The sequence below is a fragment of the Chitinophaga sancti genome, from assembly GCF_034087045.1.
Lineage (GTDB): Bacteria > Bacteroidota > Bacteroidia > Chitinophagales > Chitinophagaceae > Chitinophaga > Chitinophaga sancti_B.
The window spans coordinates 7,899,378-7,920,980 of the sequence record NZ_CP139247.1 but is presented as its reverse complement, the minus strand read 5'-3'; the positions used below and the strand labels follow the sequence as shown (position 1 = coordinate 7,920,980).

Here is a 21,603-nt window from a genome sequence, read left to right as displayed (position 1 = left end):
TTAGTTAGTCGTTGTTAGTTAGTTGTTCGTAAGTTGTTTGTTAGTTGTTATTTCTCCATCAACCGCATCATTTCATCCAGCACCTGTTTGTCGTCGAACGGATGTTTCACGCCTTGTATTTCCTGGTATTTCTCATGGCCTTTACCTGCTATGAGAATAATGTCTTCAGGATTTGCGAGGCTGATAGCTGTTTTGATCGCTTCTTTACGGTCGGTGATAGACAGTACTTTCTTTTTAAGATGTACGGGTACACCGGCTTCCATTTGTCTGATAATTTCGTTCGGATCTTCTGAACGGGGATTATCGGAGGTAAGGATCACTTTATCACTGCGTTCTACTGCTACTTCGGCCATGACAGGGCGTTTTGCTGTGTCACGATCGCCGCCGCAACCTACTACGGTAATGACTTGTTCGTTGCCTTTGCGCAGGTTTTTGATAGTCGCCAGCACATTGAGCAATGCATCGGGGGTATGTGCATAATCCACGATACCGATGATGCGCTGATTGGGAGAGACGATGTAATCGAAACGTCCTTCAGCACCTGACAGATCACTGAGTGCCTGTAATACGCGGGCTTTGTCCTGACCGAGCAGGGTAGCGGCTCCGTATACAGCCAGCAGGTTATATGCATTGAACTCACCGATGAGGCGGAAGTGTACTTCTGTCTCATTGATCAACATGATCAGGCCGGTGAGGTTATTCTCCAATATTTTTCCCTTAAAGTCTGCGACAGTGCGCAGGCTATAAGTTTGTTTTTTCGCTTTGGTGTTCTGCAGCATCACATTACCTCTTTTATCGTCGAGGTTAGTGAGGGCAAATGCGGTAGCAGGCAAACCATCGAACCAGGATTTTTTTACCCTGATGTATTCGTCGAAGGTTTTGTGATAGTCCAGGTGATCGTGGGTGATATTGCTGAAGATGCCTCCGGCAAATTTCAGCCCTGCTATTCTTTGTTGGTGAATAGCATGAGAGCTTACTTCCATGAACACGTAGTCACAACCATCAGTGACCATATCCGCCAGGAGAGCATTCAGGTGAATGGGATCCGGGGTGGTATGGGTAGCAGGAACGATCCTGTCACCGATCTGGTTCTGCACGGTGGAGAGCATTCCGCAATGGTAGCCGAGAGCACTGAATAGTTTGAACAGGAGGGTAGCGATGGTCGTTTTACCATTGGTACCGGTTACGCCTACGAGTTGCACCTTGTGAGAAGGGTTGTCGTAGAAGTTGCCTGCTATAACACCAGCGGCGGTAGCGCTGCTGTTAACCTGAACATAGACTACATTGTCGGCAGTTTGTGCAGGCAGTTCTTCACAGATCACGACAGCGGCACCCTGTTGTACAGCTTTGTCAATGAATAGGTGACCATCAGCATGTACACCTCTGATTGCAATGAAAGCATCTCCAGGCCTGATGGCTCTGGAGTCGATGTTCAGTGCATTCACGGCGGTATCGGTTGACCCTTTTACAGCCACGATGTTTACATTATATAATATGTCACGCAGTGTTTTCATTAACTCAGTTCTATGACTATCGTTTGATTTTTTTCTAATTGTGTACCACCTGGAATGGATTGGTTGGTGACTTTACCAGCACCTCTTACCACCACACGTAAACCGGCATTCTCGAGGAGGTATAAAGCATCCTTTAATCCCATTCCTGTTACATTGGGTACGCTACCTTTTGCCTGCGTTACCTGTGCAAAGTTTACCTTCTTGTCAGTCACCTTTGCGCTTACCCAATTGTTGTTATTCACATCGCCTTCAACGGGTAGATCCAGTGCGGTAGTGATTTCTTTCCAATCACGGGCTTTACTGTTTTTGAATGCCAGCAATGTATCCAGCATCAGGTTAGCACGCATAGGTTGTTGTTTTTCAACAGCGATCGCATACAATTTGTCTGCAACTTCGCGAAAAACGGGTCCTGCTACAGAGGCGCCGTAGAACTTAGCTGCATGTGGTTTGTTTTTGATGACCACAACGCAGGTGAACTGCGGGTCTTTGGCAGGAAAATATCCTGCGAAAGAGGACTGGTATATTTTATCGGCATAACCCCGGTTAGCATTCGCTACCAGGGCGGTACCGGTTTTACCGGCAAAGCTGTAATATGGAGACCACAGTGATCTGGCCGTTCCATTCATTACGACTCCTTCCAACATTGCTTTTACCTGTGCCAGTGTATTGGAAGAGCAGATGCTATCCATTACGGCTTCAGGTTCGAAGGTCTTAACTGATTTACCATATTCATTAATGGAGTTCACCAGGTAAGGCTTCATCATTTTACCGTTGTTAGCCACAGCGTTGTAGAGCATGCAGGTTTGCAACGGGCTTATTAACACTTCGTAACCGAAAGCCATCCATGGAAGGCTGGTAGCGCTCCATGTTCTGCTGGCGGTAGTTTTGATGACCGGTTGGTCTTCACCTACGAGGTCTATACCGGTTGGCTTGTCGAGCTTGAGTTTTCTCAGGTGCCAGACGAAGTCGTTTGGTTTTTTATTATAGAACTGATAAGCCAGTTTTGCCATTCCCACATTAGAGCTCAGTTCGAACGCGTGTTTGATAGTTACGTTTGTCTGGCCAGGGTGTGGTTCGGAGTCAAATACGGTTCTGCGTCCAATCTGCCACTTACCTTCCTGCAGGTTCACCATGTTGTTCATGGTGGCGTATTTGTCGTCGAGTACGGAGATGACGGTAGCCAGTTTGAACGTAGAGCCGGGCTCTGTTGCTCTGAGGGCATAGTTCATATCCTCGAAATAGCTGCCATCTGGTTGTCTGCCCAGGTTGGCAATCGCTTTGATCTTGCCGGTTTTCACTTCCATCAGAATGCAGGTACCGTTATCTGCTTCGTTGGCGACCATCATGTTCATGAGGGCGGTTTCAACGATATCCTGCATGTTTACGTCGATGGTAGTGATGACATCGTGTCCGTTTTCGGGTTCAATATCATAACCTTCGACGGGGACGAAAGTACCGCCAGCGATGCGGCGCATCAGTCTTTTACCGGTGGTGCCGCTTAAATAGTTATCGTAGGTCCTTTCGAGACCTACGTTCTGTGCATTTTGCCTGCTCAAACCGATGGTTCTGTTAGCCAGTAGTTTGAAAGGGTTAATGCGTTTATTTTTTGTTTCCGCGATCAGGCCTCCTTTATTTTTCCCTAATCTGAACATGGGAAATTGTCGGAGGAGCTGATACTGGGTAAACGAGATATCTCTTTTCAGGAGAAAGTACCTGTCTTTGTTTTTATAGCCTTCGCGGAGGATATTTTTATACTCCAGCGGGGTGCGGTCCTGAAAAGTCTTTGAAAGACAAATGGACAATGAGTCAACATTGTCCTTGAAGATCTTTCCATTTTTATCGGTGAGCCCATCTGCTGCGAAATCGACTCTTACATCGAAGTAGGGGATGGATGTTGATAGCATCCTGCCTTCTTCGGAGTAGATGGTACCCCGGTCTGCGTCGAGGGTTACGTAGCGGGTGTGCAGGCTGTCTGCCATGCTTCGCCAGTAATTTCCTTCAACGTTCTGGAGAAAGAACACCTTTATAATTATAGCCACACCAAACAGCACCATGCCGATAAAGCACAGATACACTCTCCACAATATGTCTTTCTTTACTTCCACAGTCTGATATGATTATTACTGTTTCTTCAGTACGATTTTTTGGGGTGGTGAACTTAGCGGCTTGAGGCCCCAGGGTTCCACTGATTTGCTGACTTCACTCATTTTGCTACGGAACATCAATTCACTTTTCACATTGAGGTATTCCCATTTCAGCTCTTTGATCTCACGTCCCAGTTTGTTGATCTGGCGGATTTTTTTTTCAGCCAGGTGACTATTTGCGATATAGATCAGTGCGAGTGCGGAAAGGAACAGTATAAAGGGCATATTTTGCGTGATGGCTGCGTAATTGATACGCAGGCGCCACTCTCTTTTCTGTTCCGGTTCATCCGGTAATTCTGCGACTGGTATATGTTCTTCCTGTTCCAAACAGCTCGGTTTTATTAGTCAACGTGAATGATATGGTATCACATCCTTCGCACATGATCAACGTGATTGGGGGATTGACGCTTTTTCTAGTTTTCTAGTTGTACCCTTCTAAATGCTCGTCAGTCCGGATCTGTTATAATTTTTCGGCGACCCTTAGTTTTGCGCTGCGGGACCGGGAATTACGTTTTAGTTCTTCGGGGCCAGCGGTGACTGGTTTTTTTGTATCTAACCGGTACAATTTGGGGGGTGTGGTAAAAGAAAATGGATCGTCCTGCACCTCAAATTGTCCTGTTTTCATAAAGTTCTTCACCAGTCTGTCTTCCAGTGAATGGAAAGTTATGATAGCCAGTTTACCGCCCGGTTTTAATATTTCCGTTGCTTGTGTGAGCAAATCTTTCAGGGCGCCCAGTTCGTCGTTCACGGCGATCCTGAGTGCCTGGAATACCTGTGCGAGGTATTTCTGCGGATTGCCTTTTACGATTGGCTGGATAACGGATTTGAACTCGTTAATGGTCCTCATTGGGCGGGCTTTTCGCTCTGTGACTATCGTTTTAGCCAGTGTGCGTGCGTTGGTTACTTCTCCGTAGTTCTGGAACAGGAGGTGTAATTCCTGTTCTGAGTAGGATTGTAGCAGCGCTGCTGCTGTGAGGGTTGTTCTTTTGTCCATGCGCATATCCAGATCTCCGTCGAACCGGATACTAAATCCTCTTTCTGCTGTATCAAACTGCCATGATGAAACGCCCAGATCTGCGAGGAGGCCGTCAACCGGAGGTACTTTGTACAGTTTAAGGAACCTTTGCAGGTGTCTGAAGTTTTGTTGTACGAAAGTGACCCTTGGGTCTTCTATCCGGTTATTATAGGCATCTTCGTCCTGATCAAACACGATGAGCCTTCCGTTTTCGTTCAGTTGTTCCAGAATAGCGCTGGAATGACCGCCGCCTCCAAAAGTGGCATCTACGTAAGTCCCTTCGGGATTGATTTGCAGATGACTGACCACTTCATTCAGCAGAACGGGTAGGTGATATTGTGACGCTTCTCCCATAATAGCTGTTAAATCGAAATATTGTTATCTCCACCTCCCATGACCTGCATTGCAAGGTCACTGAAGGCTCCTGGTGAGAAATTTTCAAAGAACTCCTGGTATTTTGTTTTATCCCAGATTTCAATCTTGTTGCTGGCTGCTGAAAGCACGATCTCTTTATCGAGCGATGCATAAGCCATCAGGTTTTTTGGCACCAATAATCTGCCTGCACTATCCAGTTCACAAATGGTGGCTCCGTTTAGAAAGTAGCGGCGGAATTCCCTTACTTTCGGATCGAAATCGTTCAGCTTACTGATCTTTTCGAAAATTGGTTGCCATTCGTTCATGGGATACAAGGACAGGCATTTTTCAAACCCTCGGTTGATGACAAACTGTTCCCCGGCGCCTTCTGCCAGCTGCTTTTTAAAGCCAGCGGGGAGGAGAAAGCGTCCTTTTGCGTCAAGCGTTGCTTCATATTCTCCCAGAAAACCTGTCATACTTGGGGGCGAAAGTCCTTGAATTCCATTTTCTAACACAAAATAACACTTTTTCCCACTCTCTAACGAAAAAATGAATTATAAATTTTTTCCACAGTATTTATCTGCATATAATAATGGGGTTTTGAATGGTTTATTGATGAGCTTGTGTTTATTCTGTGGGAATGTATGTTGATAATATGTGAGAATTATGTGGATACGTGTTAGTAAGTGTGTTAATTCGCTGATTAGTAATGTTTATTAATATTGTTGACATTTTCTGCTTTAGTCGAACAAGCGTCGAACTAGCATCGAAGAAGCGTCGAACAACACTCGAACAGCACTCGAAGAACACTCGAACAGCGTTCGAACAACACTCGAACAGACCTTATACCCGTAAAAATATCTTTTTGGTGGGAAAATGTGTTTTTGCAAAATTTTAACAGCTGTATTTGCTACCCTATCTTACATTTACATTTAATTCTTAACTTTGCCCTCTTTATGCGGAAAATGCAGAAATTTTCTTTTTTTATCAGTCTCTTAGTAATTGTTTTCGCATCGTCCTGTAATATGGAGCTGCGCAAGATCGAAAAAAGCAAGGATTACGAAGCCAAACTGGCTTATGCGAACAAAATGTACGAGAAAAAGAAGTACATGACCGCGCAGTCCCTGTATGAATCCCTGTTCCAGGTTTACAAAGGAACGGAGAAGTATGAGCCGATTTATTACAACTATTGCTATTGCTCTTATAAACTAAAGGATTATGTTCAGGCAGGGTTTTATTTTAAAAACTACCTCGACAACTTCCCTAACAGCCCAAGAGCGGTAGAAATGGATTATATGCAGGCTTATTGCTACTATAAGCAATCTCCAAAAATCCCTCTGGACCAGGCGAATACCATCAAAGCCATTTCTGCCATGCAGACCTTTATCAACAACTATCCAACCTCCGACAAGGTGGCTGAAGGTAACCTGGTGATCGAGCTGTGCCGTCAGAAACTGGAAAGGAAAGAATATAATAACGCAGAATTGTATTACAACCTGGGTTATTATAAAGCTGCCGCTATCAGCTTCAAAAGTCTGATGCGCAACTACCCTGACTCCGACAAGAGCGATGGATATAAGTACATGGCTATCAAAGCTTATTTCAAGTATGCCGAACACAGCATCTGGGATAAGCAGAAAGAACGCTATGAAGACGTGGTAGCTGAGTACCTGGACTTCGCTGACCATTATTCTTCCAGCCGTCTGAAGCCAGATGCCGAAAAATGGTATACCTTAGCACAAAGCAATATCAAGGATATAGATAATCTGAACGCACCGGTTAGTAAGAAACAGGAAAGGAAGAAAGCGAAAGCAACCAAAAATGCGAAGGAAACAAACAATACCCTTAACAATATTAATAATCAATAATTAATTCTCTGGAGAATGAGCAAAATAAAAAGAGGTCTTACCAGCAGTCTTAATCCAATGGTAGAAACTAAAAATACTACCGAGATCAAAGGCAAAACTGGCAACCTGTATGAATCCATTGCAGTAATTGCTAAACGCGCCAATCAGATCAACATATCTGTAAAGGAAGAGCTGCACTCTAAACTGGAAGAATTTGCCAGTCATACAGACAACCTGGAGGAAGTGCATGAGAATAAAGAACAGATCGAAATCTCCCGTTTCTATGAGAGGATGGCAAACCCTGCTATCCAGGCTACCATGGAATTCCTGGAAGATAAGATCTACTTCAGAAGAAATGATGATGACCTGTACAGCTAATCGCGTGTACTGAAAAATATCTACCTTCATGGCGGCAGAAATCTATTTCTGTCGCCTTTTTTTATAATTGGTATACGCTACATGTTGCAAGGAAAGAAAATACTACTGGGTGTGTCCGCAAGTATAGCCGCTTACAAAGCTGCTACCATCGTGCGGTTGCTGGTAAAGGAAGGAGCTGAAGTAAAGGTGGTGATGACACCATCTGCCTGTGATTTCATCACCCCGCTCACATTGGCGACCTTATCGAAAAATGAGGTGCCTGTGACCATCAGTGATAACTCAAGCTGGAACAACCACGTCATGCTGGGCCGATGGGCCGACGTGATGCTCATAGCCCCCGCTTCGGCCAATACCCTGGCCAAGATGGCTACAGGGCTCTGTGATAACCTCCTGATGGCCACCTACCTCTCGGCCACCTGTCCTGTACTTTTTGCCCCTGCCATGGACGAAGATATGTGGCACCACCCTGCCACCCGTGCAAATGTGGAAAAATTGCTTTCTTACGGTCACCAGCAACTGCCGGTAGAAAAGGGAGAGCTGGCCAGTGGCCTCTTTGGCGAAGGAAGAATGGCGGAACCGGAACATATTATCGCCTTCCTCCAACAATACTTTAGCGCCCATCAACCCCTGAAAGGAAAAAAAGCACTGGTAACTGCAGGGCCTACACAAGAACCATTGGACCCTGTTCGTTATATCAGTAATCATTCCAGTGGTAAAATGGGTATCGCCATTGCCGATGCACTGGCAGCTGCAGGAGCAGATGTGACTTTGGTGCTGGGACCTACCCACCTGTCAGCCAGACATCCGGGTGTGCATGCACTCAGGGTCGTTACGGCAGCGGATATGTTCAATAGTAGTGCAAACCATTTTGCCAACAGTAATATCGTCGTAATGGCCGCCGCTGTAGCAGACTATCGTCCTAAACAGGTAGCCGACCTTAAGATCAAGAAAGGCGCCGGCGACGAAATGACCCTGGAACTGGAAAAGACCACCGACATTCTGCGCACCCTGGGTGGGCAGCGACCTGCCGGTCAGGTACTTGTAGGCTTCTCGCTGGAAACCAACAACGAAAAGGAATATGCACTGAAAAAACTGCATGAGAAAAACCTGGACCTCGTCGTGATGAATTCCCTCAATGATGCTGGCGCCGGTTTTAATCATGATACTAATAAAGTAACACTGTTTGACAGGCAGGGCTCCACAACGGAATTACCGCTCAAATCCAAGCAGGAAGTAGCGGAAGATATTGTGAAGGCCATTACTGCCATGATCGGACTGCAATGATAGTCTCTATAATCGTATGATAACATGCAACATACTCCACAGTTGAAACTCCTCACCTGCTTTTTATTATTCCTGCTCTTTGGTTCCGGTCTCATGGCCCAGGAACTGAGAGTGAATGTCACTGTTAACGCCAACCAGATCACGGGTACTGACAAGAAAGTATTCACCACCCTGCAGAAAAGCCTGATGGAATTCCTGAATGGCCGTCGCTGGGGGGATGATGTCTATACACCATCTGAACGCATAGAATGCAATTTTCTGCTGAATGTAACAGGCGACCTGGGAAGCAATAGTTACAAAGCGACATTGACTGTGCAGGCCACCCGCCCTGTGTATAACGCAGGATATGTGAGCAGCCTGCTAAACATGCAGGACAACAACATCGTGTTTCGCTATGTTGAGTTTCAGCCATTAGAATTCAGTGACAACAGGGTATCCGGCAATGATCCGGTTGCCAGCAACCTTACTGCTGTCATGGCTTATTATGCGTATATCATTCTGGGGCTGGATGCGGATAGCTTCTCTCCCCGTGGTGGAGACGACTTTTTCAAGAAAGCACTGAATATTGTGAACAACGCACCTGACGGTAAGGATGTATCCGGCTGGAAACCATTTGAGGGCAACCGCAACCGCTATTGGCTGCAGGACAACCTGCTGAATGTGAAGTTTGCCCGTTTTCACGATGTGATGTACCAATATCACCGCCAGGGTCTGGATATAATGTATGATGATATGAACAAGGGCAGGGGAGCGATCCTGAACTGTCTCAATATGATGTACGCCATCTACCAGGATATACCTAACTCTATGCTGATGGCGGTATTTTTTACTTCTAAATCTGATGAACTGCAAAAGATATTTTCAAAGGCGCCACCACAGGAAAAATCACGTGCGGTACAGTTATTGTCCCAAATGGATGTAACGAATGCTGTGAAATATCAGCAGATGAAATAGCTTTGTGCTAATAACGGAATAGTATTTATGCAATATAGAATCGTATTTGTTTTCTTTCTTTTGGTATTAATGGCATGCGGACAGGCTGGCAAAGTGCCGGAAGGTGTAATGCAAAAAGAGGAGATGAGGGATGTACTGCTGGACATGACGATGGCAGATGCATTCAGTACTAATAATGAAGATCCACGAACTCCGATGCCTGATTCTGTACGCAGGTACCGGGTAAAGCTATATTATAAACAGATCCTGGACCTGCACCACCTGACACAGGCACAGTTTCAGAAGAGCTATGATTGGTACGAAAGTCGTCCTGACAGACTGAAGGAAGTGTATGATATGATGATGGAGGCAGCAACTGCCAATAGGGAGGACCTGGACCAGGAGATGCGTATAAAGTCGTACCTGGAAAATCCATTTGCCGAATTACCGTTTGGCCAATATGTTCTAACTTCAAAAAAGAACGGTTTGCCGACTCCTTTTCTCAAGCAATTGAACTTGCCTACAGCGCATCCACCGTTGCCTCCGGCTCCAAAACCGGCACCTCCCAGGCCAAAGCCAAACGGACCAGTGCCAATGGGATCTGGTGTGATGCCGGGCAAACCACTGCCTGGAAGCGTTAAGTCGTTACCAAGGGAAGGGTTACCAGGGCACCATAAACCTGATTTCAAGCCGAAGCAGTAACATTGTTCCGGCCCCCAAAAATTTTCAAAACACCAAAACATGAACAAAGTTGTAGCAAATGCTGATGAAGCACTGCATGACATCCACGATGGAACTACGCTGATGCTGGGAGGTTTCGGGTTGTGCGGCATCCCCGAAAACTGTATTACAGCACTGGTACGTAAAGGTATCCAGGATCTCACTTGTATTTCTAATAATGCAGGTGTAGACGACTTCGGATTGGGCTTGCTCTTAAAAACAAGACAAATCAAAAAGATGATGGCCTCTTATGTAGGCGAAAATGCGGAGTTTGAAAGACAGCTGTTGTCCGGGGAGCTGGAAGTAGAACTGATTCCACAGGGTACACTCGCAACCCGTATTCAGATGGCAGGAATGGGCATTCCTGCTTTTTTTACGCCTGCCGGTTACGGTACTGAAGTAGCGATAGGCAAAGAGTCGCGCGAATTCAATGGCAAACAATACCTGATGGAAATGGCGCTGCATGCGGATTTCGCAATGGTAAAGGCCTGGAAAGGCGATACCATGGGCAACCTGGTATTCAGAAAGACAACTAGAAATTTCAGCACTTCTATGGCGAAAGCAGGCAACATTACAATTGCGGAAGTAGAGCACCTGGTACAACCCGGAGAACTGGATCCGGACCAGATACATGTACCGGGTATATATGTACACCGCATCTTCCAGGGCACTGGTTACGAAAAACGTATCGAACGCAAAACTGTTAAGATTTAAATTGTAATGTATGTCTTTAGATAAATATAGCATCGCTAAAAGAATAGCGCAGGAACTGCGCGATGGCATGTATGTAAACCTCGGTATCGGCATTCCTACACTGGTTGCTAATTTTATTCCTGATGGCGTTGCTATCATGCTGCAATCAGAGAATGGTTTGTTAGGTATGGGCCCTTACCCTGAAGAGGCTGATATGGATGCAGACCTGATCAATGCGGGCAAAGAAACTGTGACTGTATTACCCGGTGGTTGTTTCTTTGACAGTGCAGAGAGCTTTGGTATGATCAGAGCTGGTAAAGTGGATCTGACTGTATTAGGTGCTATGGAAGTATCTGATACGGGAGATATAGCCAACTGGAAAATACCGGGTAAGATGGTGAAAGGAATGGGGGGAGCAATGGATCTTGTCGCCTCAGCAAGAAATATCATTGTAGCCATGATGCATACAAATCCGAAAGGAGAAAGTAAGTTATTACCACAGTGTACACTACCATTAACAGGCGTATCCTGTGTGAAAAAGATAGTGACAGAACTGGCAGTATTAGATGTAACACCTGAAGGATTTCGATTACTTGAACGAGCGCCCGGGGTGAGCGTAGATGAGATCAAAGCTAAGACAGCAGGGCGTTTGATCGTGAATGGTGAAATACCTGAAATGAAATTATAACTAAGGGGCTTGTACTACAAGCCCCTTAGTTATAGATAATCATTCTATTTCAAATTTGCAATACCCACAACTTGCTATTGTATAATAAATTAAAAATAGCATCTTTGCCCTGTCAACTCTGATAGAGGAGAGAGTCCATCATCAGGAGCGTAAACTAAGATCAATTAAAGAGCATTTCGACGGGACCATTTTGCCGGAATAAAATTTCCGGGATACCAAAATAAATTAAATTGGAGATGCTACATGCATCGGATTGTCAGTGAATAATAACTTCACGCTAATATTTATTGTGCCAACGAGGCTTAAAGTATGCTGATATACAGGATCAGGAACTATATTATACCTATTAAATAGGTTTAATGTATTGTGCCTGAAAGGTCTTTGAACCTTCCTGGTTATCTAACTGTCTATTATGACTGAAACTGTGGCAATTTTAACAGTCGATACCGGCAGATGGTAGTTTACAAAAGATATGAGGAAGAGTACGGTTATAATCAGGGTATCCCGGTACCTGACAGGTTTTACCTGAGCCTGTTGAACTGTGTTTCCATCGATGATTATAAGACGACTTTAGATCATTATCCACAGCATTTTGCTCCGGATGGTTTGAATAGTGAAATGAATTACAAAGTCAGTTTGCCTACAACTGTGCAGATCAAAGCAGACTATTCTTTGCAGGATCGTTTTTACCTGAATGCAGATTTGCAGCTGGCGATGACATGCAAAGGACAGTACAACAGTAATTTTTAACTGACAACACGTTATGAAGGAAGGAAATTCGGTTTTTATCTTCCTCCTAGCTATAATGGATTAACAAAGTGCAATGCAGGAACAAGTTTCCAGGCAGAATCATGTCTGTAGGTTCCGGCAGTGTACTGACTGCTTTATTGGGTCGTTCCAAACAGGCAGATGTATTTGCAGTGCCCCGTTTGGGGCAATTAAAAAAAGAAATCTAAATAGACTGGCGTCCATTCCGGGATGAAATCCGGGAAGAGCCCCTGTCCTATGTATAAAGCGGTTGTCCTGGCATGAGCTGGGATGACCGCTACCTTTTTTAGGGAGGTTCCGGATCAGGTTCAGTTTGCTATATGTAGGAGATAATAGTCGCCAAAATAGGTGCCTAAATGCCCCGGCTGCTAATGCCTGCATCACATGAATATTTCGTACCTTTCTATTCCTTTCTAACATAAAAAAGCGTTCGAAGTGCAACAGGTGTATACATGTTATAATGGAAAGTTTATTTCGGCGTCTGAACCCATTTTTACGGCAGACAACCGGTCTTTCCGGTATGGAGACGGTTGTTTTGAGACCATGCGTGCAGTAAGGGGAGAGGTGCAGCTTTCTGAACTGCATTTTGAGCGATTGATGGCCAGTTTGCATCTGCTACATTTCGATGCCCCTCACAATTTCACCCGAACTTATTTTACCCGGCTCATAGCAGAACTTTGTAGCCGGAATAATCATAATCGCCTGGCCAGGGTAAGGCTCACTATTTTCAGATCGGATGGAGGTCTTTATGATCCTGTGAATAACCATCCTAATTTTATTATTCAAAGCTGGGAACTGGACCGGCAGGTGATGGAACTGAATGATAAAGGACTGGTGATAGATGTGTTTTCAGAAGCACGGAAGAGTTGTGATAAATATGCTACTATCAAGTCGAATAACTGTTTGCCTTATATCATGGCAGCGATGTATGGAAAACAACATCGGTTGAATGAAACGATCCTGTTAAATTCACACGGCAGAGTGGCTGATACGACGATCGCTAACCTGTTCATTGTGGATGATAAAAAACTGATCACCCCTCCATTGAGTGAGGGTTGTGTATGTGGTGTGATGCGTAAGCACATAATAGATATGGACCTCCCATTTAAAGTGATAGAAAAGCCCCTGACAATAGCTGACCTGGAGAATGCAGATGAGATATTCCTCACCAATGCCATCACGGGTGTACGGTGGGTAGGTCAGTTCCGCGATAATAATTATGGAAATGCTACTGCAGTGATACTACATGAGTTGCTGCATGAAGGCGTATTATAGAATATCCCCCCAATTGTTAATATGGTAATTCGCTGAAGATGCGCAGCAGTGGCGTATTTTTTGTAATACTTTATTTGAGTATTACGTCTTAATATTGTCTACGGAATGTTTCATTGAGAATTGCAAAAAACTAACCTCTATTATGCCCTCCACCGTTACTTTGTGTTGGTTACGCCGTGATTTGCGATTGCTGGATCATGCTGCGTTATACCATGCCTTAAAATCAGAACATCCTGTCGTACCTGTATTTGTATTTGACACTGTCATTCTGAATAATCTTGAAGATAAACATGACCGTAGGGTTACTTTTATCCGTGATACCCTGGAAGAGATGCAGGAACAACTAGCAAAACTGGGTAGCAGCCTGGATGTATTTTATGGTACTCCTGAGGAAGCCTTTGAGCATTACACGACTCATTATGATGTGCAGACGGTGTATGCCAATATCGATTATGAACCTTATGCGCGTGAGCGGGATAAGGCCATCGGAAAGCTTTTGAAAGGAAAGGGAATTGAATTTAAATTGTACAAAGATCAGGTGATCTTTGACAGGGATGAAGTGCTGAAAGATAACGGGGAACCGTATACTATTTACACGCCTTACAGTAAAAAATGGAGAGCGAAGCTGAATGATTTTTATCTGAAAGCGTATCCTGTGGAAAAGTACTTCGACAATTTCTACAAACAAAAAAGCATGCGTATCCCTTCTTTGCGAACGATGGGTTTACTGGCCGGTGAGCGGGATTTTCCTGGTGTAAAAGTAAAGGATAGCCTGATTGAAAATTATGATAAAACCAGGGATATACCAGGTATACATGGCACTACACATTTCGGATTACACCTGCGTTTTGGTACAGTCAGTGTAAGAGAACTGGCAGAGCGTGCGAATCATTTAAATCAAACTTTTTTAGGAGAGTTGATATGGAGAGATTTCTTCTCCATGATATTGTGGCATTATCCACAGGTCGTACATCAGGCATTCAGAAAAGAATATGATAAGATCAAATGGAGAAATAATGAAGCGGAGTTTAAAAAATGGTGTGATGGTGAAACCGGCTATCCTATTGTGGATGCAGGTATGCGTGAATTGAATACGACTGGTTTTATGCACAACAGGGTGCGTATGATCACGGCGAGTTTTTTATCAAAACATTTGCTGATAGATTGGAGATGGGGAGAAGCTTATTTTGCAGCGAAATTACTGGATTATGATCTGGCAGCTAATAATGGCAACTGGCAATGGGCGGCAGGATGTGGATGTGATGCAGCACCTTATTTCAGGGTGTTTAATCCTTCATTGCAAACAGAGCGATTTGATCCCGATTTGAAATATGTACGTAAGTGGGTGCCTGAGCTGGATGAGTTAACATATCCTACACCTATGGTCATTCATGAAGAGGCGAGAAAAAGAGCATTGGAAGTATATAAAAAAGCAGTCGCGAAAAGTTAACGCGACTGCTTCTTCAATATTATAAAGCGGCTGCCATGAGTCGGTCTACGGCGGCTCTGCCGGCTTCGCCCAGGTCGAGGGAGAAGTCATTTACATAAAGTTCTATATGTTGGCGCATTACACTTTCTTCCATTTCCTGTGCGTGAGATGTCACGAAAGGAGAAAGGATAGGATAGTGTTTGAATGATTCCTGCAGGCTATCATGAATCAGCTGGTCTACCTGTTGCTTCAGTTCAGCAGGCAGTGACTTGCGGATCACGATACCTCCTAATGGAATCGGGCTGCCGGTGGTGCTTTCCCAGTATTCACCCAGGTCAATGATTTTGACCAGTCCTCTTTGTTGATAAGTGAATCTATTTTCGTGAATGATCACACCTGCATCTACACGACCATCTAATACGGCGTTTTCAATGTCGGAGAAAACCAGGATTTCCTTGTTTTGAGCTTCGGGAAATGCAGTGGAGAAGAGTAGGTTAGCCGTGGTATTAATACCTGGAATAGCAATTTTGCAATCTTTGATATTTTCTTTATCGATCGGTTTTTTCGCGATCAGGAGCGGGCCACAACCTCTACCCAGGGCAGAGCCACTGTTGAGCAGCTCGTATTGATGTAGTACTTTAGGAAGGACCCCATAGCTTAGTTTAGTAATATCCAGTTTTCCTTCCAGCGCCCATTTGTTCAGTGTTTCCACATCTTCGAGGCGGGTGTTGAATTGTAAGCCTTTCGTGTCGATCTTGTTATTCACCATGGCATCAAAGATGAAAGTATCGTTGGGACATGGGGAAAATCCGAGTGTTAATTCCATAATGCTTTGCTTTAGGAGGCAGAAAGCGCTGTTAATCTAGTGTATCTGTCTCAGATGTTCAATATATGTGATCAATGTTTCGTTGAGTTGTTGGATGGCCAAAGGGATTTTCCATTTGGACTTATCGCGTACTTCCACGTAGTTGGAAATGCTGCGGAGCTGGAAGAAAGGGATTTTTTCCAACAGGCAGGCGTAATGAAAGGCAGCGCCTTCCATGCTCTCCACGGCGGGGTTATATTTGTCTACCAGTTTTTGGCGGGTACGTTCGCTACCACTTACGGTATTGATGGTTACGCCACTTACCTGTTCGAGTAGGGGTAAATGTGGTACGCCTTCGAACAGATTCACCAGTTGTTTGTTAGTAAACGGTGGTTGATCAGGTTGCCATAGGTTGGTTTCAAACAGGTCTTTGAAGGCCTGGTCGTCTTCCACACCGAGGTCGCCGAATTGCTCTCTTTTTATGATCACGGTTTTGCCCATTTCCCAGCTATGATCAAAACAGCCGGCAATACCTGCCTGTATAACGAGGTCGGGACGGGTACCGGACAGGTGACGGCCCAGGTGGTAGGCAGTATGCATCATGCCGATGCCGTGAACGAGTGTCGTGATTTGGGTAGCAGGGTGATGATGACCTGACAGGTAGTCGGAGAATGGCTTGATCTCGAATGGTGTGGCAGCAATGACCAGAATTTTCATGGTGCAAATATCGGAATAAAATGAATAGCGACCTACCGGCCTTATGTGCCCACTGATTGGCTTGTCCTTCAATTGTTGTACTTTTGCGGAAAATCGCAGCTAATCACATGATCTATTTAACGCGTGTGGAGAACTTCAATGCGGCGCACAAATTATCAAATCCCGCCTGGAGTAAGGAAAAAAATAAAGAAGTGTTTGGAAAGTGTGCTAACGAGAATTGGCATGGTCATAATTATGAATTGCACGTTACGGTAAAAGGCAATCCTGATCCTGAAACAGGGTTTGTTTTTAATGCCAAAACACTGAGTAATTTAATCGAAGAATATGTGGTGGAAAAAGTAGACCACCGCAACCTCAATATGGATGTAGATTTCATGGCTGGTAAGTTCACCTCTGCGGAGAACCTGGCTATCGGGATCTGGGAGCAGCTGACTCCGCACCTGCCGGAAGGCGTGCAGCTCCACTGCATCAAGTTGTACGAAACACCCCGTATCTATGTAGAATATTACGGAGGGTAGTCATTAATTGATCTTAAGTTTAAATAAGCAATGGCTTACAAGAAGGTTGAATCTTACGATGAGAAGGTAACTGCCGATCTTATCGGGCATTACAAAAATAGTATTTCCCTGTTGGGGGAGGATGTGGAAAGAGAAGGATTGCAAAAGACACCGGAAAGGGTAGCAAAAGCAATGCAATACCTGACTACAGGTTATCAGCAGGATGCCAGAGAGATATTGAATAGCGCCAAATTCACAGAGTCATATAGTGAGATGGTCATTGTGAAAGATATCGAATTGTATTCCCTGTGTGAACACCATATGTTGCCTTTCTTTGGTAAGGCGCACATCGCTTATATCCCTAACGGGTATATTACCGGTCTGAGCAAACTGGCCAGGGTGGTAGATGTGTATGCCAGAAGACTACAGGTACAGGAGCGCATGACACACCAGATCCTGGATGCTATTCAGGATACGTTGCAACCTATGGGGGTGGCTGTGGTAATAGAGGCACAGCACCTGTGTATGATGATGAGAGGGGTGCAGAAGCAGAATTCGGTGACGACCACTTCCGCCTTTTCCGGGCAGTTTGAAGATGGCAGAACAAGAAGCGAGTTCATGCGGCTGCTTGGTCAGAGTATTTAAAAGTTAATAGGAACCCTCTCCCGGCGAGAGGGTTTTTTATTCGATGCAAATTTTGATATATCACAAAGACTATGAATATTTGCAATCCTAATCACTGAGATATGTATTTAATGATAATACATATGTCTGGTTGGCAACCGTAAATCAATGTAAATGAAACAAGCTTACGTATTTCCCGGTCAGGGCGCTCAGTTCCCGGGTATGGGTAAAAACCTGTATGACACCAATCCAACTGCAAAAGATTTATTTGAGAAGGCGAACGAGATCCTCGGCTTTCGTATATCAGATGTAATGTTTACAGGTACTGACGAGGACCTGAAGCAAACCCGTGTTACACAACTGGCTGTATTCCTGCACAGTGTGATTGCATTTCTGTGTAGAGCAGAAGGTGCGAAGCCTGATATGGTGGCTGGTCACTCGCTGGGTGAGTTTTCATCGCTGGTAGCGAATGGTGCACTTACTTTTGAAGATGCGCTGAAACTGGTTTACATCAGGGCCACTGCTATGCAGAAGGCGTGTGAACAGAATCCTTCTACAATGGCGGCGGTATTGGGTCTGGAAGATGCGAAGGTGGAAGAAATTTGTAAAGCGGTGAGTGATGAAACCGGTGAGGTGGTAGTAGCGGCTAACTATAATTGTCCTGGTCAGCTGGTGATTTCCGGTTCACTGAAGGGGATTGAAGTGGCTTGTGAAAGAATGAAGGCAGCAGGTGCAAAGCGTGCACTGGTATTGCCTGTAGGTGGAGCTTTTCATAGTCCGCTGATGGCGCCGGCTAAGGAAGAGCTGAAGGCAGCGATAGAGAAGACGACATTTAATACGCCTAATTGTCCTGTGTACCAGAATGTGGTAGCGAAGGCAGTGAGTAATCCGGCAGAGATCAAGCAGAATTTGATTGATCAGTTGACAGGAGCAGTAAAGTGGACGCAGTCAGTGCAGGCGATGGTGGCGGATGGAGCGACTAATTTTACAGAGGCAGGGCCTGGGAAGGTGCTGCAGGGGTTGATCCAGAAGATTCATAAAGAGGCTGTAGTAAATGGAATTAATTAATAGTAATCCAATTTCTTAAAAATTCTATACAAACACAAAGAGCTTTTGCCGTAGGCAAAAGCTCTTTGTGTTTTGGACGAGGCGAGGGCCAGCGGCTGGTTTATAAAGAGAGTTTCATTTCGTGTTGGGTAAGGATTTGAGACATGCCGATAGTTTCCAGGAATTTTATAAAAGTTTCGTTTTTTTCATCCACATTAATAAGACTAAAAGGGTTTCCTAATGCCTCTGCAGCCTGTTGCATTAAGGCCGTTCCGATCCCTTTTCGCCGCATATCCTTTCGCACTCCTATCTGTCTTATCCGCCTGCTGGCAAGATATACACTGATATACCCTACTATTTCATTTTCAAAAATTGCTACCCACGTAGTAGTATGTTGTTGCTCCCTCCTTACACTCGCTATACTATTCGACCAGCTGGGTACCTGATCAGCAAAAGGAGCGAGTAAGACCTCCGAAGGCAAAACGCTTTTTTGAATAATAATCCCTTTAGTTTCTTTCTTTTTTAGCGGAATTTCTCCTTTAAAACACAAGAAATTCCTTTGCTGCTCAAATCCCGCATTTTCATAAGCTTTAATCGCTTTCTTATTACTGCCTATCACTTCCAGCAAGATCTCCTTCACCCCCTGCTCCTGGTATTTTGGTATAAAATATTCATATAATTCCTGTACCAAATGCTGCCCACGGGCCAGCGGGATCACACCTGTGCCTCCATTGTACAACACTTCCGGACGGCTTTCATCCCTCCCATGCAATATAAACCCATACAAATCATCCCCCTGAAAAGCACCTGCCGAGCAATCCAGCTGTATACTTTCTCCTGCCATTTTCTGCTGCAACAACGAAACCGTCAGTTGCATAGGAATGACATAATCACTAAAGGCTTCATTAAACACCTGGCAAAGTTGCCTGGTAGCAATACCGCGCAGGTGGTGGAATCTATAAAGCATAATCAAAGATGATTAGAAACTGATGCTGGCATTCCACCACTCAGGATCGAAGCTGGCATCGTATTTTTTATAAAAATTAATAGCCGGTTCATTCCATTCCAGTACCTGCCAAACCATGCCGTTGTAATTTTGCGCCCTTGCTTCTTCCAACAGCTTGTCAAACAGCATTTTACCAATCCCCTTGCCCCTATAGCTTTCTGTTACCAGCAGGTCTTCCAGGTACATACGACAACCTTTCCAGGTAGAATAGCGGATGTAGTAGAGGGCAAACCCGATGATCAGATTTCCGTCTACAGCTGCAAAAGCTTTCCAGACAGGGCTTTTGCCAAATCCGGCATCAGTGAACTGTTCTAGTGTTACGGTCACTTCATGTGCTGCTTTCTCGTATTCCGCCAGTTCCCTGATCAGTTCCAATAAGCGTGGGCAATCCTCTATTCGTACGTTCCTGATGGTAATGGGTGTCATATATATTTTTACTGTTGTATAAAATTTCGGTATTTTGTTGAAGGTAATAAAAACTCAATAATATTGAAGGAAGTCGTACTCAATCTGGCTGGTTATCACCTTTGGGCTAATCAGCGCCTGGTGCTGGTACTGAAAAAGCTAACGGAAGCGCAGCTGGATCAGGAAGTTGTGAGTAGTTTTCCCAGCATACGCCAGACGGTGTATCATGTGTGGGATGCGGAAAGTGTGTGGAAGCAACGCATAGAATTAGTGGAGCAGACGCAGAAGCCGGCACCTAAGTTTCAGGGTACATTCGAGGCGGCTTGTGAGGAGTGGCTTACTGTATCCCGGCAATTGCTGGAAATGGTGCAGCAGATCAACCCCGTAAAATTACCCCATACGGTAGCTTATTACAATAGCCAGAAACAATATGGTAAATTAACCGTTATAGAAATACTGATGCACGTTTTCAATCATGCTACTTATCACCGGGGCCAGTTGGTCACACTATTACGACAGGTCGGTGTGACGAAGATTCCGGGTACTGATTATAGCGAATACGCGAAGAAATAGCTATATCAGTTCAATATTGGCAGCGCATCCACGTGGCTGTCTTTTTAGTAAAAGTTATTTCTGGTGCCGGAAGTAGCAGGAAAATGTAGCATCTTTGCAGCTAATAGATGAAAAACAACAGGTTTCACGGTCTTGCCAGCTGCAATAAAAAGAGGGCCGTCAACCACGCAGACAATTAATTTTCAATGAGTGCACAATCATTTTATGCAAATGTTCCTCAGCACCTGGTAGCAGTAGACTGTATAATCTTTGGATTTGAAAATGGAAGGCTGAAATTACTGATCATGCAGCGAAAAGTAGATCCCATGCAGGGAGACTGGTCACTGATGGGAGGTTTTCTTCAGAATGATGAAAGTGTAGATGATGCTGCTGCCCGCGTATTGAAACAAACCACGGGATTGGAAAATATTTACATGGATCAATTAGGGTGTTATGGAGATGTAGGGCGCGATTCAGGTGCAAGAGTGATCTCGATGGCTTACTATGCGTTGATTCGCATTACAGAGCAGGAGCATGTTCCTTCACAGACCTATAGTGCGCACTGGCTGGAACTGCATCAAATTCCTAACCTGATCTTTGACCACAGGCAAATGATCGCCGATGCCATGAAAAAACTGCGTGACAATGCGCACTTTCATCCCATCGGTTTTGAACTGCTGCCGGAGAAATTTACTTTGTCACAGCTACGCAGCTTGTATGAAGAGATCTTTCAGCATGAGCTGGACAAACGCAACTTCAGGAAGAAAATCCTCTCCATGAATATATTGGAAAAACTGGAAGAAAAGGACAAAACCACCTCCAAGAAAGGTGCACACCTATACCGGTTTGATAAACTGAAATACGAAGAACTAAAAACGAGAGGACTGGTATTTGAAATCTAAACCAGC

Annotated in this window: 24 protein-coding genes; 15 read left to right on the top strand and 9 right to left on the bottom strand. The window is 44.7% G+C overall.

What is annotated here, in order from left to right; genetic code table 11:
* Positions 1 to 47: 47 nt before the first annotated feature.
* The 5 genes from SIO70_RS31735 to mraZ all read right to left on the bottom strand — a co-directional run bounded on the left by SIO70_RS31735 (position 48) and on the right by mraZ (position 5,503).
* Complete coding sequence (locus tag SIO70_RS31735; RefSeq protein WP_320577721.1) at positions 48 to 1,514, bottom strand: UDP-N-acetylmuramoyl-L-alanyl-D-glutamate--2,6-diaminopimelate ligase; 1,467 nt, start codon at positions 1,512 to 1,514, stop codon at positions 48 to 50.
* The gene (locus tag SIO70_RS31730; protein ID WP_320577720.1) at positions 1,514 to 3,619 is read right to left on the bottom strand and encodes a penicillin-binding protein; all 2,106 of its coding nucleotides are present in this window, start codon (positions 3,617 to 3,619) and stop codon (positions 1,514 to 1,516) included. Before SIO70_RS31730 ends, SIO70_RS31735 begins: the two co-directional genes overlap by 1 nt.
* Positions 3,620 to 3,634: 15 nt before the next feature.
* Positions 3,635 to 3,985 (bottom strand): FtsL-like putative cell division protein, encoded by a 351-nt coding sequence (locus SIO70_RS31725; RefSeq protein WP_083725644.1) that lies wholly within the window; start codon positions 3,983 to 3,985, stop codon positions 3,635 to 3,637.
* 133 nt (positions 3,986 to 4,118) lie between these two features.
* Positions 4,119 to 5,027, bottom strand: a complete 909-nt coding sequence (gene rsmH, locus SIO70_RS31720; RefSeq protein ID WP_320577717.1) for a 16S rRNA (cytosine(1402)-N(4))-methyltransferase RsmH — start codon at positions 5,025 to 5,027, stop codon at positions 4,119 to 4,121.
* A gap of 8 nt (positions 5,028 to 5,035) precedes the next feature.
* Positions 5,036 to 5,503, bottom strand: a complete 468-nt coding sequence (gene mraZ / locus SIO70_RS31715; RefSeq protein WP_083725640.1) for a division/cell wall cluster transcriptional repressor MraZ — start codon at positions 5,501 to 5,503, stop codon at positions 5,036 to 5,038.
* A 549-nt stretch (positions 5,504 to 6,052) separates the two neighbouring features.
* On the opposite strand from mraZ, the gene SIO70_RS31710 reads away from it, so the two are divergent.
* The 10 genes from SIO70_RS31710 (at position 6,053) to SIO70_RS31665 (ending at position 15,063) form a co-directional block, all read left to right on the top strand.
* Positions 6,053 to 6,895, top strand: a complete 843-nt coding sequence (locus SIO70_RS31710; RefSeq protein ID WP_320577714.1) for an outer membrane protein assembly factor BamD — start codon at positions 6,053 to 6,055, stop codon at positions 6,893 to 6,895.
* A gap of 15 nt (positions 6,896 to 6,910) precedes the next feature.
* Positions 6,911 to 7,252 carry a DNA-directed RNA polymerase subunit omega gene (locus tag SIO70_RS31705; protein ID WP_072359134.1) on the top strand — a complete coding sequence of 114 codons (342 nt, stop codon included), beginning with the start codon at positions 6,911 to 6,913 and terminating at the stop codon, positions 7,250 to 7,252.
* A gap of 81 nt (positions 7,253 to 7,333) precedes the next feature.
* Positions 7,334 to 8,536, top strand: a complete 1,203-nt coding sequence (coaBC, locus tag SIO70_RS31700; protein WP_320577710.1) for a bifunctional phosphopantothenoylcysteine decarboxylase/phosphopantothenate--cysteine ligase CoaBC — start codon at positions 7,334 to 7,336, stop codon at positions 8,534 to 8,536.
* A 24-nt stretch (positions 8,537 to 8,560) separates the two neighbouring features.
* Entirely contained in the window at positions 8,561 to 9,490 is a 930-nt protein-coding gene (locus tag SIO70_RS31695; RefSeq protein WP_320577708.1) for a DUF4835 family protein, read from the top strand.
* Positions 9,491 to 9,517: 27 nt separating this feature from the next.
* Complete coding sequence (locus SIO70_RS31690) at positions 9,518 to 10,171, top strand: DUF4296 domain-containing protein (protein WP_320577706.1); 654 nt, start codon at positions 9,518 to 9,520, stop codon at positions 10,169 to 10,171.
* Between the two features lie 39 nt (positions 10,172 to 10,210).
* Positions 10,211 to 10,903 (top strand): CoA transferase subunit A, encoded by a 693-nt coding sequence (locus tag SIO70_RS31685; protein ID WP_320577704.1) that lies wholly within the window; start codon positions 10,211 to 10,213, stop codon positions 10,901 to 10,903.
* Between the two features lie 10 nt (positions 10,904 to 10,913).
* Positions 10,914 to 11,570, top strand: a complete 657-nt coding sequence (locus SIO70_RS31680) for a 3-oxoacid CoA-transferase subunit B (protein ID WP_320577701.1) — start codon at positions 10,914 to 10,916, stop codon at positions 11,568 to 11,570.
* A 453-nt stretch (positions 11,571 to 12,023) separates the two neighbouring features.
* Complete coding sequence (locus SIO70_RS31675; protein ID WP_320577699.1) at positions 12,024 to 12,320, top strand: hypothetical protein; 297 nt, start codon at positions 12,024 to 12,026, stop codon at positions 12,318 to 12,320.
* A 453-nt stretch (positions 12,321 to 12,773) separates the two neighbouring features.
* Positions 12,774 to 13,613, top strand: a complete 840-nt coding sequence (locus tag SIO70_RS31670) for an aminotransferase class IV (RefSeq protein WP_320577697.1) — start codon at positions 12,774 to 12,776, stop codon at positions 13,611 to 13,613.
* Positions 13,614 to 13,755: 142 nt separating this feature from the next.
* Complete coding sequence (locus SIO70_RS31665; protein ID WP_320577696.1) at positions 13,756 to 15,063, top strand: deoxyribodipyrimidine photo-lyase; 1,308 nt, start codon at positions 13,756 to 13,758, stop codon at positions 15,061 to 15,063.
* Positions 15,064 to 15,082: 19 nt separating this feature from the next.
* Here the strand turns inward: SIO70_RS31665 and SIO70_RS31660 are convergent, their stop codons facing one another.
* Together SIO70_RS31660 and mqnB are read right to left on the bottom strand one after the other, a co-directional pair.
* Positions 15,083 to 15,868, bottom strand: a complete 786-nt coding sequence (locus tag SIO70_RS31660; RefSeq protein WP_320577694.1) for a 1,4-dihydroxy-6-naphthoate synthase — start codon at positions 15,866 to 15,868, stop codon at positions 15,083 to 15,085.
* A 36-nt stretch (positions 15,869 to 15,904) separates the two neighbouring features.
* Positions 15,905 to 16,636, bottom strand: a complete 732-nt coding sequence (gene mqnB, locus SIO70_RS31655; protein ID WP_320577692.1) for a futalosine hydrolase — start codon at positions 16,634 to 16,636, stop codon at positions 15,905 to 15,907.
* 35 nt (positions 16,637 to 16,671) lie between these two features.
* Between mqnB and SIO70_RS31650 the strand changes: the two genes are divergently transcribed.
* From SIO70_RS31650 to fabD, 3 genes are all read left to right on the top strand, one after another.
* Entirely contained in the window at positions 16,672 to 17,082 is a 411-nt protein-coding gene (locus SIO70_RS31650; protein ID WP_320577690.1) for a 6-pyruvoyl trahydropterin synthase family protein, read from the top strand.
* A 30-nt stretch (positions 17,083 to 17,112) separates the two neighbouring features.
* Complete coding sequence (gene folE, locus SIO70_RS31645) at positions 17,113 to 17,706, top strand: GTP cyclohydrolase I FolE (RefSeq protein ID WP_320577688.1); 594 nt, start codon at positions 17,113 to 17,115, stop codon at positions 17,704 to 17,706.
* Between the two features lie 153 nt (positions 17,707 to 17,859).
* The gene (fabD, locus tag SIO70_RS31640) at positions 17,860 to 18,753 is read left to right on the top strand and encodes an ACP S-malonyltransferase (RefSeq protein ID WP_320577687.1); all 894 of its coding nucleotides are present in this window, start codon (positions 17,860 to 17,862) and stop codon (positions 18,751 to 18,753) included.
* 100 nt (positions 18,754 to 18,853) lie between these two features.
* Here fabD and SIO70_RS31635 read toward each other — a convergent pair whose 3' ends face one another.
* Both SIO70_RS31635 and SIO70_RS31630 read right to left on the bottom strand, forming a co-directional pair.
* The gene (locus SIO70_RS31635) at positions 18,854 to 19,699 is read right to left on the bottom strand and encodes a GNAT family N-acetyltransferase (RefSeq protein ID WP_320577686.1); all 846 of its coding nucleotides are present in this window, start codon (positions 19,697 to 19,699) and stop codon (positions 18,854 to 18,856) included.
* A gap of 12 nt (positions 19,700 to 19,711) precedes the next feature.
* On the bottom strand, positions 19,712 to 20,164 hold the full coding sequence (locus SIO70_RS31630; protein ID WP_320577684.1) for a GNAT family N-acetyltransferase: 453 nt from the start codon (positions 20,162 to 20,164) through the stop codon (positions 19,712 to 19,714).
* Between the two features lie 63 nt (positions 20,165 to 20,227).
* Between SIO70_RS31630 and SIO70_RS31625 the strand changes: the two genes are divergently transcribed.
* Positions 20,228 to 20,716 carry a DinB family protein gene (locus SIO70_RS31625; RefSeq protein ID WP_320577682.1) on the top strand — a complete coding sequence of 163 codons (489 nt, stop codon included), beginning with the start codon at positions 20,228 to 20,230 and terminating at the stop codon, positions 20,714 to 20,716.
* A gap of 185 nt (positions 20,717 to 20,901) precedes the next feature.
* The gene (locus SIO70_RS31620) at positions 20,902 to 21,597 is read left to right on the top strand and encodes an NUDIX hydrolase (protein WP_320577680.1); all 696 of its coding nucleotides are present in this window, start codon (positions 20,902 to 20,904) and stop codon (positions 21,595 to 21,597) included.
* The last annotated feature ends 6 nt before the right edge of the window (positions 21,598 to 21,603 follow it).

What these genes read in the sequence shown, in the direction of transcription:
- SIO70_RS31735 (WP_320577721.1), bottom strand. Translation starts at nt 1,514, where the DNA reads ATGAAAACACTGCGTGACATATTATATAATGTAAACATCGTGGCTGTA.
- rsmH (WP_320577717.1), bottom strand. Translation starts at nt 5,027, where the DNA reads ATGGGAGAAGCGTCACAATATCACCTACCCGTTCTGCTGAATGAAGTG.
- mraZ (WP_083725640.1), bottom strand. Translation starts at nt 5,503, where the DNA reads ATGACAGGTTTTCTGGGAGAATATGAAGCAACGCTTGACGCAAAAGGA.
- SIO70_RS31710 (WP_320577714.1), top strand. Translation starts at nt 6,053, where the DNA reads ATGGAGCTGCGCAAGATCGAAAAAAGCAAGGATTACGAAGCCAAACTG.
- SIO70_RS31705 (WP_072359134.1), top strand. Translation starts at nt 6,911, where the DNA reads ATGAGCAAAATAAAAAGAGGTCTTACCAGCAGTCTTAATCCAATGGTA.
- coaBC (WP_320577710.1), top strand. Translation starts at nt 7,334, where the DNA reads ATGTTGCAAGGAAAGAAAATACTACTGGGTGTGTCCGCAAGTATAGCC.
- SIO70_RS31695 (WP_320577708.1), top strand. Translation starts at nt 8,561, where the DNA reads ATGCAACATACTCCACAGTTGAAACTCCTCACCTGCTTTTTATTATTC.
- SIO70_RS31690 (WP_320577706.1), top strand. Translation starts at nt 9,518, where the DNA reads ATGCAATATAGAATCGTATTTGTTTTCTTTCTTTTGGTATTAATGGCA.
- SIO70_RS31685 (WP_320577704.1), top strand. Translation starts at nt 10,211, where the DNA reads ATGAACAAAGTTGTAGCAAATGCTGATGAAGCACTGCATGACATCCAC.
- SIO70_RS31680 (WP_320577701.1), top strand. Translation starts at nt 10,914, where the DNA reads ATGTCTTTAGATAAATATAGCATCGCTAAAAGAATAGCGCAGGAACTG.
- SIO70_RS31675 (WP_320577699.1), top strand. Translation starts at nt 12,024, where the DNA reads ATGGTAGTTTACAAAAGATATGAGGAAGAGTACGGTTATAATCAGGGT.
- SIO70_RS31665 (WP_320577696.1), top strand. Translation starts at nt 13,756, where the DNA reads ATGCCCTCCACCGTTACTTTGTGTTGGTTACGCCGTGATTTGCGATTG.
- SIO70_RS31660 (WP_320577694.1), bottom strand. Translation starts at nt 15,868, where the DNA reads ATGGAATTAACACTCGGATTTTCCCCATGTCCCAACGATACTTTCATC.
- SIO70_RS31650 (WP_320577690.1), top strand. Translation starts at nt 16,672, where the DNA reads ATGATCTATTTAACGCGTGTGGAGAACTTCAATGCGGCGCACAAATTA.
- folE (WP_320577688.1), top strand. Translation starts at nt 17,113, where the DNA reads ATGGCTTACAAGAAGGTTGAATCTTACGATGAGAAGGTAACTGCCGAT.
- fabD (WP_320577687.1), top strand. Translation starts at nt 17,860, where the DNA reads ATGAAACAAGCTTACGTATTTCCCGGTCAGGGCGCTCAGTTCCCGGGT.
- SIO70_RS31635 (WP_320577686.1), bottom strand. Translation starts at nt 19,699, where the DNA reads ATGCTTTATAGATTCCACCACCTGCGCGGTATTGCTACCAGGCAACTT.
- SIO70_RS31630 (WP_320577684.1), bottom strand. Translation starts at nt 20,164, where the DNA reads ATGACACCCATTACCATCAGGAACGTACGAATAGAGGATTGCCCACGC.
- SIO70_RS31620 (WP_320577680.1), top strand. Translation starts at nt 20,902, where the DNA reads ATGAGTGCACAATCATTTTATGCAAATGTTCCTCAGCACCTGGTAGCA.